The organism is Klebsiella pneumoniae complex sp. WS1778 (genome assembly GCF_049472055.1).
Lineage (GTDB): Bacteria > Pseudomonadota > Gammaproteobacteria > Enterobacterales > Enterobacteriaceae > Klebsiella > Klebsiella quasipneumoniae.
The window spans coordinates 766670-777905 of sequence record NZ_JBKGTJ010000003.1 but is presented as its reverse complement, the minus strand read 5'-3'; the positions used below and the strand labels follow the sequence as shown (position 1 = coordinate 777905).

The 11236-nt window shown below is 55.4% G+C and carries 10 protein-coding genes and 1 other annotated feature; of the genes, 4 read left to right on the top strand and 6 right to left on the bottom strand.

The features are described 5' to 3' along the window. Positions 1-505 precede the first annotated feature (505 nt). From clpB to rluD, 3 genes are all read right to left on the bottom strand, one after another. The gene (gene clpB / locus ACLEXF_RS18345) at positions 506-3079 is read right to left on the bottom strand and encodes an ATP-dependent chaperone ClpB (RefSeq protein ID WP_004206837.1); all 2574 of its coding nucleotides are present in this window, start codon (positions 3077-3079) and stop codon (positions 506-508) included. Between the two features lie 128 nt (positions 3080-3207). Then, positions 3208-3939, bottom strand: a complete 732-nt coding sequence (gene yfiH, locus ACLEXF_RS18340; RefSeq protein ID WP_023318894.1) for a purine nucleoside phosphorylase YfiH — start codon at positions 3937-3939, stop codon at positions 3208-3210. Beyond that, the gene (rluD, locus tag ACLEXF_RS18335) at positions 3936-4916 is read right to left on the bottom strand and encodes a 23S rRNA pseudouridine(1911/1915/1917) synthase RluD (protein WP_004206840.1); all 981 of its coding nucleotides are present in this window, start codon (positions 4914-4916) and stop codon (positions 3936-3938) included. The genes yfiH and rluD overlap by 4 nt, the downstream gene beginning before the upstream one ends. A gap of 131 nt (positions 4917-5047) precedes the next feature. Between rluD and bamD the strand changes: the two genes are divergently transcribed. From bamD to pheA, 4 genes are all read left to right on the top strand, one after another. Then, on the top strand, positions 5048-5785 hold the full coding sequence (gene bamD, locus ACLEXF_RS18330; protein ID WP_004145664.1) for an outer membrane protein assembly factor BamD: 738 nt from the start codon (positions 5048-5050) through the stop codon (positions 5783-5785). A gap of 271 nt (positions 5786-6056) precedes the next feature. Then, a complete protein-coding gene (gene raiA, locus ACLEXF_RS18325; RefSeq protein WP_002914111.1) occupies positions 6057-6392 on the top strand; it encodes a ribosome-associated translation inhibitor RaiA in 336 nt (111 codons plus the stop codon). Positions 6393-6497: 105 nt separating this feature from the next. Beyond that, positions 6498-6622, top strand: a sequence feature (Phe leader region). After that, positions 6499-6546 carry a pheA operon leader peptide PheL gene (gene pheL / locus ACLEXF_RS18320; RefSeq protein ID WP_100250063.1) on the top strand — a complete coding sequence of 16 codons (48 nt, stop codon included), beginning with the start codon at positions 6499-6501 and terminating at the stop codon, positions 6544-6546. (Overlaps the previous feature by 48 nt.) Before the next feature lie 24 nt (positions 6623-6646). Next, positions 6647-7807: a bifunctional chorismate mutase/prephenate dehydratase gene (gene pheA, locus ACLEXF_RS18315; RefSeq protein ID WP_049092790.1), complete on the top strand. Its 1161-nt coding sequence runs from the start codon at positions 6647-6649 to the stop codon at positions 7805-7807. Here pheA and ACLEXF_RS18310 read toward each other — a convergent pair. The 3 genes from ACLEXF_RS18310 to aroF all read right to left on the bottom strand — a co-directional run bounded on the left by ACLEXF_RS18310 (position 7804) and on the right by aroF (position 10940). Then, on the bottom strand, positions 7804-8676 hold the full coding sequence (locus ACLEXF_RS18310; RefSeq protein ID WP_004206842.1) for an SMP-30/gluconolactonase/LRE family protein: 873 nt from the start codon (positions 8674-8676) through the stop codon (positions 7804-7806). The genes pheA and ACLEXF_RS18310 overlap by 4 nt on opposite strands. 62 nt (positions 8677-8738) lie before the next feature. Further along, the gene (gene tyrA / locus ACLEXF_RS18305; RefSeq protein WP_049003974.1) at positions 8739-9860 is read right to left on the bottom strand and encodes a bifunctional chorismate mutase/prephenate dehydrogenase; all 1122 of its coding nucleotides are present in this window, start codon (positions 9858-9860) and stop codon (positions 8739-8741) included. A gap of 9 nt (positions 9861-9869) precedes the next feature. Further along, positions 9870-10940, bottom strand: coding sequence for a 3-deoxy-7-phosphoheptulonate synthase AroF (gene aroF / locus ACLEXF_RS18300; RefSeq protein ID WP_004206844.1), 1071 nt, complete (start codon positions 10938-10940; stop codon positions 9870-9872). Positions 10941-11236: the final 296 nt, after the last annotated feature.

Sequence of the window (11236 nt, the reverse complement as noted above, 5' to 3'; positions counted from 1 at the left end):
CGCCAGCGTTCAATCTGAGCCATGATCAAACTCTTCAATTTAAGTTTGATGCTCAAAGAATTAAACTTCGTAATGAATTACGTGTTCACTCTTGAGACTTGGTATTCATTTTTCGTCCGGGGACGTTAAGAATCCATGTCACTTTGAGTGCCCACACAGATTGTCTGATAAATTGTTAAAGAGCAGTTGCGACGCGCTTTAGTGCTCTGTCGCGAGGTCCCGTATAATACGTTTTCCTCATTCAGAGTCAAGCGCTTATTTTGCTTTTCTCTGTCGACTTCAACGTTATCTTTCGCCGTTGAATCCTGCTGCCCCGGCGGCTTGCTTGCCGTTGTTCCGTGTCAGTGGAGGCGCATTATAGGGGGTAATTCTGAAGTGACAAGGATAAATTCAAAAAAAGAATTCAATCGCTCACTTTTCAACCAAATAAGGTATTGAGCTTTAATTCTTGCCTGGTTTTTAAACAAAAACGAGCCCGCTGGGCCCGTTTTTGTCGTTTTGTGACTTACTGCACTGCCACGATACGGTCGTCTTTCACTACCAGCTCGACGGTTTTACCCGGAATCAGCTCACCGGAAAGGATCTGCTGGGCTAACGGGTTCTCAATCTGCTGCTGAATAGCGCGTTTCAGTGGCCGCGCGCCGTATACCGGATCGTATCCGTTGGCGCTGAGCAACTTCAGCGCCTCATCGGACATCCGCACTTCATATCCGCGCTCTTCCAGACGTTTATACAGGCGCTGCAGCTGGATCTGGGCAATAGAAGCAATGTGTTTCTCACCCAGCGGATGGAAGACCACCACTTCATCGATACGGTTGATGAACTCCGGACGGAAGTTCTGGCTGACAACCCCCAGCACCAGGTCTTTCATATGTCCGTAATCCAGCTCGCCGAACCGTTCCTGAATCAAATCGGAACCGAGGTTCGAGGTCATGATGACCACCGTGTTACGGAAGTCGACCGTTCTCCCCTGGCCATCGGTGAGGCGCCCGTCGTCGAGTACCTGCAGCAGAATGTTGAACACATCCGGGTGCGCTTTTTCCACTTCATCCAGCAGGATGACGGAATAAGGACGACGGCGCACCGCCTCGGTCAGGTAACCGCCCTCTTCATAACCGACGTATCCCGGAGGCGCACCGACCAGACGCGAGACGGAGTGTTTCTCCATAAACTCGGACATATCGATACGCACCATTGCGTCGTCGCTGTCGAACATAAAGTTAGCCAGCGTTTTACACAGCTCGGTTTTACCGACCCCGGTCGGACCGAGGAACAGGAATGAACCAATCGGCCGGTTCGGATCGGACAGCCCGGCACGGCTACGGCGAATAGCGTTAGATACTGCTTCAACCGCCTCATCCTGACCAATCACCCGATGATGCAGTTCCTGCTCCATACGCAGCAGTTTGTCACGCTCGCTTTCCATCATCCGGGAGACCGGGATACCGGTCCAGCGGGCCAGCACTTCGGCGATTTCAGCATCCGTTACTTTATTACGCAGCAGACGCATGGTTTTCCCTTCGGACTGAGTGGCTGCCGCCAGCTGTTTCTCCAGTTCCGGAATTTTGCCGTACTGCAGCTCGGACATCCGCGCCAGGTCACCGACGCGACGCGCCTGTTCGATGGCGATTTTCGCCTGCTCCAGCTCGGCTTTGATGGTCTGGGTGCCGGAGAGGGACGCTTTTTCCGCTTTCCACTCTTCTTCCAGCACCGAGTACTGCCGTTCTTTATCCGCCAGCTCCTCGTTGAGCATATCAAGACGCTTCAGACTCGCCTCATCAGACTCTTTCTTCAGCGCCTGCTGCTCCAGTTTCAACTGGATGATACGGCGATCGAGACGGTCCAGCTCTTCCGGCTTCGAGTCGATCTGCATACGGATGCTGGACGCCGCTTCATCGATAAGGTCGATGGCTTTATCCGGCAGCTGCCGGTCGGCAATGTAGCGATGCGACAAGGTCGCCGCCGCCACGATAGCCGGGTCGGTGATCTGCACATGGTGGTGCAGTTCATAACGTTCTTTCAGACCGCGCAGAATAGCGATGGTATCTTCTACCGACGGCTCGGCGACGAACACCTTCTGGAAGCGGCGCTCCAGCGCAGCGTCTTTTTCAATGTACTGACGGTATTCGTCGAGCGTCGTCGCCCCGACGCAGTGCAGTTCACCACGCGCCAGCGCCGGCTTCAGCATGTTGCCCGCGTCCATCGCGCCGTCGGCTTTACCAGCGCCAACCATGGTATGCAGTTCGTCGATAAACAGAATGACGTTGCCTTCCTGTTTCGACAGGTCGGTCAGCACGCCTTTCAGACGCTCTTCAAACTCACCGCGGTATTTCGCCCCGGCCACCAGCGCGCCCATATCCAGCGCCAGCACCCGGCGGCCTTTCAGCCCTTCCGGCACTTCGCCGTTGACGATACGCTGCGCCAGGCCTTCGACGATAGCGGTTTTACCCACCCCGGGTTCACCAATCAGCACCGGATTGTTTTTGGTACGGCGCTGCAGTACCTGAATGGTACGGCGGATCTCTTCATCACGGCCGATAACCGGGTCCAGCTTGCCCTGTTCGGCACGCTCGGTGAGATCGACGGTAAATTTCTTCAATGCCTGACGTTGGTCTTCGGCACCCTGATCGTTCACGCTTTCACCTCCGCGCATTTGTTCAATCGCCTGAGTCACGTTGGCGGTTGTTGCTCCGGCGGATTTTAAAAGGTCGGTCAGCGTACCGCGTGATTCAAGCGCCGCCAGAACAAACAGTTCTGACGATATAAAGTTGTCCTTTTTCTTTTGCGCCAGCTTGTCGCAAAGGTTCAGGATCCGCACTAAATCCTGAGAAGGTTGCACATCGCCGCCGGTGCCTTCCACCTGCGGTAAACGGCTCAGAGCCTGTTCGATGTCAGTGCGCAGTTTCCCGGCATTCACGCCCGCCGAGGTTAATAAAGGACGTACCGATCCCCCTTCCTGATTCAGCAAGGCGCTCATTAAATGAAGAGGTTCGATGAATTGGTTGTCGTGCCCGAGTGCAAGCGACTGGGCATCGGCAAGAGCAAGCTGGAATTTATTGGTAAGACGATCCAGACGCATAACTCCTCCCATAACAGGTCAAATTTGCTACTGGAGATTAAATGAGGTCATCCCTCAATTATTCAAGGTTAAAGACCTGAACTATGCGAAAAATAAGTTTGCCTTCTGGATCGTCTTGATTCTCTAGGTTATATCAGCCAAATGAAACTTGCCATACGACCGGTGGTCTTGTCGCGCCGGTAAGAGAAAAAATCATCCTTTTCGCTTAGCGTGCAGCGATCGCCGCCGAAAATCTGCTCAACGCCGACGTTTGCCAGGCGCTGCCGAGCCAGCTGGTAGATATCAGCAAAATATTTTTCGCCTGCCGGACGAAAAGCCTGATGCGCATTCTCATCCTTAGCCATAAAAGCGTCGCGAACTTCTGGGCCCACCTCAAACGCCTGCGGACCGATGGCGGGTCCCAGCCACGCCATAATGTTTTCGGCTTTATCGGCGAAACGGGCGACCGTCTCTTCCAGAACCCCTTCGCATAAGCCGCGCCATCCCGCATGCGCCGCGGCGACTTCAGTACCGGCGCGGTTACAGAACAGGACCGGCAGGCAGTCAGCGGTCATCACCGCGCAGACAGTCCCTGGCGTACGGCTATAAGAGGCATCCGCGCGTTTCGACGGATAGGGTCCGCCGTCCAGCGTGAGCACATCGGTACCATGAACCTGCTCAAGCCAAACCGGGTAAGACGGTAAGCCGCCGGCGGCAAACATCCTCCGCCGGTTTTCTTCGACATGCTGCAGATTGTCGCCGCAATGGGCGCCCAGGTTGAGCGAGTCATAGGGCGGCAGACTCACGCCGCCGATGCGGGTAGAACTACAGGCCGCCACGCTGCCGGGCATTGGCCACTGCGGTACAATCAGTTTAGTCATAACCAGTCAATATCGTCCTTATGGGCTTCAAAATCGGCGCGCATCGCCTCGATGAGCTCGACCATATCTTGTGGGATGGGCGCGTGCCACTCCATTTCAATGCCGGTAATCGGGTGGTACAGACGTAGCATGGTGGCGTGCAGCGCCTGGCGGTCGAATTTACGCAGCGCGGTGATGAACTCCTCCGACGCGCCCTTCGGCGGACGCGGGCGGCCGCCATACACCTGGTCGCCTACCAGCGGATGGGTGATATGCGACATATGCACGCGGATCTGATGCGTACGACCGGTTTCCAGACGCAGGCGCAGGCGGGTATGGATGCGGAAATGTTCCATAATGCGGTAGTGGGTCACCGCCGGTTTGCCCATCGGGTGCACCGCCATATGGGTACGCTTGGTCGGATGACGGCTGATCGGTTCTTCAACCGTACCGCCGGCGGTCATATGACCGATCGCCACCGCTTCGTATTCACGGGTGATCTCGCGCAGCTGCAGCGACTCCACCAGCCGGGTTTGCGCTGGAATGGTTTTCGCCACCACCATCAGACCGGTGGTGTCTTTATCCAGACGATGGACGATACCCGCACGCGGCACATCGGCAATAGGCGGATAGTAGTGCAGCAGCGCATTCAGCACAGTACCGTCAGGGTTGCCCGCGCCAGGATGTACAACCAGATCGCGCGGTTTGTTGATCACGATGATGTCATCATCTTCGTAAACGATATTGAGCGGAATATCCTGCGGCTGGAAGCGCGCCTCTTCTTCGATTTCCACATCGATAGCGATGCGTTCTCCCCCCAGCACTTTTTCTTTCGGTTTATCGCCAATGGTGCCATTGACTAATACGCGTTGGTCGAGGATCCATTCTTTTATCCGCGATCGCGAATAATCAGGGAACAATTCGGCCAAAGCCTGATCTAAGCGTTGACCGAGTTGATTTTCGGTCACCGTTGCGGTGAGTTGTACTCGTTGTGCCATATACAGCTTCTTCGTTTAACGTTGGGTTTTACGGCTTTGCCGTTTAATATAGTGTGCTATTGTAGCTGGTCTTAATCGGGAGCAGGAACAGAGATTCTCCCGCATAAACATTTTGAGGAAGTCAAAACGTCATGACGCGCATGAAATACCTGGTGGCAGCCGCCACACTGAGCCTGGCTTTGGTGGGTTGCTCCGGCTCTAAGGAAGAGGTGCCTGATAATCCGCCGAATGAAATCTACGCGACCGCCCAGCAAAAACTGCAGGACGGTAACTGGAAACAGGCGATAACGCAACTGGAAGCGTTGGATAACCGTTATCCATTCGGCCCTTATTCCCAACAGGTACAGCTGGATCTGATTTATGCGTATTACAAAAACGCTGATCTGCCGCTGGCTCAAGCGGCCATCGATCGCTTCATGCGCTTGAATCCCACCCATCCGAACATCGACTACGTCATCTATATGCGCGGCCTGACCAACATGGCTCTGGATGACAGCGCCCTGCAGGGCTTCTTCGGCGTCGATCGTTCCGACCGCGATCCGCAGCACGCGCGCGATGCCTTCAATGACTTCTCCAAACTGGTACGCGGCTACCCGAACAGCCAGTATGCCACGGACGCCTATAAGCGCATGGTATTCCTGAAAGATCGCCTGGCGAAGTATGAGCTGTCGGTGGTGGATTACTATACCGACCGCGGCGCATGGGTTGCCGTCGTTAACCGCGTGGAAGGTATGATGCGTAACTATCCGGATACCCAGGCCACCCGCGATGCCCTGCCGAAGATGGAAAATGCCTATCGTCAAATGCAGATGAACGCTCAGGCTGACAAAGTCGCGAAGATTATCGCCGCGAACAGCAAGAACACCTGAGCCTGACTCATGGATCGCAAACGGCAGCCACTGGCTGCCGTTTTTTTATTCGTTATCCTGGTTAGCTGAAGCGGTTTAGCGTCGAGTTAACTCATCAAATATGGCCTGCTTTGGCAGGTTCGACAAGTAAAATCTCACTTCTTCCTGCCCTGTCTCACAAAATGAATTCGTTGACAAAAAGTGACAATAAAACGTGATTTAGATCACACATTTTGACATTAGGAAAGGTATGCTGGATTCACCAAGACGGGAAAGACAAGAGGTAAAATTTATGACAATGAACATTACCAGTAAACAAATGGAAATTACTCCGGCAATCCGCCAGCATGTCGCAGACCGTCTCGCCAAACTGGATAAGTGGCAAACTCATTTAATTAACCCGCACATCATTCTGTCTAAGGAGCCGCAGGGTTTTATCGCTGATGCAACCATCAACACGCCAAACGGCCATCTGGTTGCCAGTGCGCGTCATGAAGATATGTACGCCGCCATTAACGAATTGATCAACAAGCTGGAACGGCAGCTCAATAAAGTGCAACACAAAGGGGAAGCCCGCCGCGCCGCGACGTCGGTGAAAGAGGCAGGCTTTGTGGAAGAAGAAGAGTAATCCTTAACTTAAGTTGTGTCATGCCACGCGCCTTCGGGCGCGTTTTTTATTGACAGAGTGAAAACAGTACAGGTACTGTAATCCCCACTACTTAAAGGAATTCATCATGAAACTCGTCCCGTTCTTCTTCGCATTCTTTTTTACCTTCCCCTGACCGGGAGGCAATTCGTCGTATAAGAAAGAATGCGAAGACGAACAATAAGGCCTCCCACCCGGGAGGCCTTTTTTATTGGATAACAACAAAGGCAACATCTATGACCGAGGAAAACCCATTACTGGCGCTGCGCGACAAGATAAGCGCGCTGGATGAGAAACTGCTTGCTCTGCTGGCGGAGCGTCGCGGGCTGGCTGTTGAGGTTGGTAAAGCCAAACTGGCCTCCCATCGCCCGGTGCGTGATATTGACCGCGAACGCGATCTGCTGGAGCGTCTGATGACCCTCGGCAAGCGCCATAATCTGGACGCTCATTACATCACCCGCCTGTTCCAGCTGATTATCGAAGACTCTGTACTGACCCAGCAAACCCTGCTGCAGCAGCATTTGAATAAAATTAACCCGCATTCGGCTCGCGTGGCGTTCCTCGGTCCCAAAGGCTCTTATTCGCATCTGGCGGCGCGTCAGTACGCCGCTCGCCACTTTGAGCAGTTTATTGAAAGCGGCTGCGCGAAGTTCGCCGATATTTTTAATCAGGTGGAAACCGGCCAGGCCGATTACGCCGTAGTGCCGATTGAAAACACCAGCTCCGGCGGGATCAACGATGTCTACGATCTGCTGCAGCACACCAGCCTGTCGATCGTAGGCGAGCTGACGATCCCTATCGATCATTGCGTACTGGTCAGCACCTCGACGGATGCCGATAAAATTCAGACCGTCTACAGCCATCCGCAACCGTTCCAGCAGTGTAGCCAGTATCTGAGTCGCTACCCGCACTGGAAGATTGAATATACCGAGAGCACCTCAGCGGCGATGGAAAAAGTCGCGCAGGCGAACGCCCCGACCGTCGCGGCGCTGGGCAGCGAAGCGGGCGGCGCTCTGTACGGCCTGCAGGTGCTGGAGCACTGCCAGGCCAACCAGACGCAGAATATTACGCGCTTCCTCGTTCTGGCGCGCAAATCGGTAAACGTCTCCGATCAGGTTCCGGCGAAGACCACGCTGTTAATGGCGACCGGTCAGCAGGCGGGTGCCCTGGTGGAAGCCTTACTGGTGCTGCGCAATCACAATCTGATCATGACCAAACTGGAATCTCGCCCCATCCATGGCAATCCGTGGGAAGAGATGTTTTATCTCGATATTCAGGCAAACCTGGACTCGCTGCCCATGCGCAAGGCGCTGAAGGAGCTGGCGGAGATCACCCGCTCCATGAAGGTTCTCGGTTGCTACCCCAGCGAAAACGTCGTGCCGGTGGATCCGGTTTAACGTTCGCGGAACGGTAATTTCTTCATCCCTGCCACCGCCACCGGCAGGGTGAAGATGGCGCCGGACAGCGGATACTGCGCCAGCTCATCGTCCTCCATGTTTTCCCGGGTGGTGGTGATATAGAGCGTTTGCATATCCGCCCCGCCAAAGCAGACCATCGTCGGGCAACGTACCGGCATCGGGTAGGACTCCAGCTCCTCACCCTGCGGAGAGAAACGGGCGATCCGCCAGCCGTCAAACATTGCGCTCCAGTAACACCCCTCCACGTCAATCGCCGCCCCGTCCGGTATCCCTTCGCCAGGCTGAAAACGGCGAAAGACTTCGCGCCGGCCAGGCTCACCCTGCTCATCCAGCGGCGTACGGTAGATCACGGCGTTCGGCGTATCGGAGGTATACATCCAGCGCCGGTCGGCGCTAAACGCCAGACCGTTGGCGCCATGGATGTCACACTGGATCACCGTCGGCTTCAGGTCGTTATCGACCCGCATCAGCAGCGCGCCGTTATAATCCCCCGGGCCCCAGAAGGTGCCGGCATAAAAGCGCCCATCGCGATCGGTCCCACCATCGTTAAACCGCGCCAGTTCCGGATTGCTCGGGTTATCGCAGACTTTACGCCGTAGCAGACCGTGGGCGTCGGTCAGCCAGATACCGCTGCGCAATGCAACGATAAACCCACCCTTCTCGCGCAAGGAAAAACAGCCGACCTCCTCCGGAAATTGCAGCACCTGGTGTTCGCCGCTGCGGGTATCGTAGCGGTGAATTTCACATTCCATAATATCGGCCCAGTAGAGGGCCTGCTCTGCCTCGCTCCAGGTCGGGCATTCCGGCAGGTATCCGGTGTAGTCAAACAGCGGTTGTGGTTCAGCCATCGTTGTCATCCCTATAAAAAAAGCCAGCGGTCGCTGGCTTTATTGTATACACCTTTTTCGCTTTACTGCCGATTATCGTTCGCCTGACGCAGCAGCGTGCGGCTCTCGCTCTGGAAACGCTGGGCGTAATCGCCAAACCAGTGTTCGACTTTACGGAAGCTATCGATAAATGCCTGCTTATCGCCCTGCTCCAGCAGACCGATCGCCTCGCCAAACCGCTGGTAGTAGCGCTTAATCAGCGCCAGGTTGTTTTCCGAGGACATAATAATGTCGGCGTAGAGCTGCGGATCCTGGGCAAACAGACGGCCCACCATCGCCAGCTCCAGCCGGTAAATGGGTGACGAGAGCGCCAGCAACTGCTCAAGGCGCACATTCTCTTCCGCCAGATGCAGCCCATAGGCGAAGGTGGCAAAGTGGCGCAACGCCTGAATAAAGGCCATGTTCTGATCGTGCTCCACCGCGCTGATGCGATGCAGGCGCGCGCCCCAGACCTGAATTTGCTCGAGGAACCACTGATAGGCCTCTGGCTGGCGGCCATCGCAGTAGACCACCACCTGCTTGGCAAGGCTGCCGCTGTCCGGACCAAACATCGGGTGCAGGCCGAGTACCGGGCCCTGATGCGCCGCCAGCATCGCCTGCAGCGGCTCTGCTTTAACCGAGGCAAGGTCGACCAGAATGCAATCCGCCGGCAGCGGCGGCAGCCTGGCGATCGTCTCCACGGTGGTGTGAATCGGCACGCTGACAATGACCATGCCGGCATCGGCGACGATATCCGTCGCCCGCGCCCAGTCCTCTTTTTCCAGAATGCGCACCTGGTAGCCGGACAGCGTTAACATCTTCTCAAACAGACGCCCCATCTGCCCGCCGCCGCCGACGATCACTACCGGCCGCAGATTCGGGTAAAGGGTTTTGAAGCCTTTGTCGTTTTCGCTGGAATAGGATTCGCGCATCACGCGACGCAGAATGTCCTCGATCAGATCCGGCGGAACGCCGAGCGCAGCCGCCTCTTCACGCCGGGAGGCGAGCATCGCCGCCTCGCGTTCCGGGACGTAAATCGGCAGGCCATACTGGCTCTTCACCTCGCCGACTTCGGCCACCAGTTCCAGGCGCTTAGCCAGCAGGCTAAGCAACGCTTTATCTACTTCATCAATTTGATCGCGTAACGCGGTCAGTTCAGCAACCATACTTTCCTCTTACACCAAACGGGCCGCCAGGTGGCCGCGGAGATCCTTATCCAGTTCACGCAGTAGCGCATCGGTGGTTTCCCAGCTGATGCAGGCATCCGTTACCGAAACGCCGTATTTCATCGCCTCACGCGGCTGTTCAGAGGACTGATTGCCCTCGTGGATATTACTCTCGATCATCAGGCCGATAATGGAGCGATTGCCATCTTTAATCTGCGCGACAACGGATTCAGCCACGGCCGGCTGGCGGCGGAAATCTTTATTGGAGTTCCCATGACTGCAATCTACCATCAGCGACGGCTTCAGTCCCGCCTGCGCCATCTCTTTTTCGCATTTCGCCACATCGTCCGGACCGTAGTTTGGCGCCTTACCGCCGCGGAGGATCACATGGCCGTTCGGGTTACCCTGCGTTTGCAGCAGGCAGACCTGCCCGGCCTGGTTGATACCGACGAAACGGTGCGGCATCGCCGCGGCGCGCATGGCGTTGATGGCCGTGGCCAGGCTGCCGTCGGTGCCATTTTTAAAGCCTACCGGCATGGAAAGACCAGAGGCCATTTCGCGGTGCGTCTGAGATTCCGTGGTTCGCGCGCCGATGGCGGACCAGCTGAACAGATCCCCAAGGTACTGCGGGCTGTTGGGATCCAGCGCTTCCGTCGCCAGCGGCAGTCCCATATTCACGAGCTCGACCAGCAGACGACGCGCAATCTTCAGGCCGCCTTCAACATCAAACGAACCATCCATATGCGGGTCGTTAATCAGCCCCTTCCAGCCAACGGTAGTACGGGGTTTTTCAAAATAGACGCGCATCACCAGATAGAGGCTATCGCTGACCTCTGCGGCAAGGGCTTTAAACCGACGAGCATATTCGATCGCCGCTTCCGGATCGTGAATGGAGCAAGGACCGCAAACCACCAGCAGGCGCGGATCGCGGCCGGCGATGATATCGGAGATGGTTTCACGGGCGTGCGCGATCTGCGCTTCCTGTTCAACGCTCAGGGGGAATTCCGCCTTCAGTTGCTCCGGGGTCATTAACACATGTTCGTCGGTAATATGTACGTTATTCAGCGCGTCTTTTTGCATGATTGCGATCCTGTGTAGCTCGTTTGCGATAGGGGTTGCCTCAGCGGGCATGACGTAACGATACCATACAAAGTAAAGAATTCAATCCATATTCCGTAAATTTTACTTTACACCAATAAATTAATTGGCACTTACCACGGCATTAAACGTACAAAAATATTTACACATAGCGAAATCGCGCCAAAATGGCTCATCAGAGCCATCGGCATTACGAAAAATCCTGGTGAGATTTGTCCCAAAGCAAAGGGCGCATCTAATGACGGGTTTTGCTATCAGTGATATTCTTCGCCGGGCAT